This is a genomic window from Pseudomonas sp. 43(2021) (assembly GCF_017490805.1).
GTDB lineage: Bacteria > Pseudomonadota > Gammaproteobacteria > Pseudomonadales > Pseudomonadaceae > Aquipseudomonas.
In genome coordinates this window covers 1-521 of record NZ_JAFGYJ010000262.1, presented here as the reverse complement: position 1 = coordinate 521, position 521 = coordinate 1, and the positions used below count along the sequence as shown (strand labels likewise).

Here is a 521-nt window from a genome sequence, read left to right as displayed (position 1 = left end):
ACTCAAAGCAGGGCACTTGTCGCTAATGGCCGAATGCAGGTCAAAGTTCAAGTACTCGTTGCCGGAGTGGACGCCGACGGCAACGCAATGCATGTACCCGCAGATGTAATGGAAAGCATCCAGCTTATTCATTACGCGACCGGCAAGACCTTGCGCGATGGCTGGGTCGCGAGCTCAGTCCAAGGGCGGTTTACGCGTGAGGCACGTCCTGCACCTGACGCCGAAGACAGGCACGACGATGATCTTGAGAATGACAGCGTTCATCCACAGGTTCGTACGTTCTGGGTTTCCTCATCGAGCGCCGGAACGACTGAGATCGGTGCGCGCCTGTCCGTGAATGGCGAGACGATCCTCAGTAACGGAACCACGCCTGCCAGTGTTCATTACAGCAGCGTGACTGTAGAAGCGGAAACGCCTTCGACATATGGTGTAGACGGAGTATTTCGGTTGTACCAGACCAGGATTGGTAATGAGTCGCCCGGTAACCGTATCTGGAAGTACCATTTGGGACTGTACCCGGG

At 55.7% G+C, this 521-nt stretch carries 1 protein-coding gene; it reads left to right on the top strand.

What is annotated here, in order from left to right; translation table 11 throughout:
• On the top strand, positions 1-521 hold a 521-nt coding region (locus J5M71_RS27105), incomplete at both ends, for a hypothetical protein (RefSeq protein ID WP_207838596.1).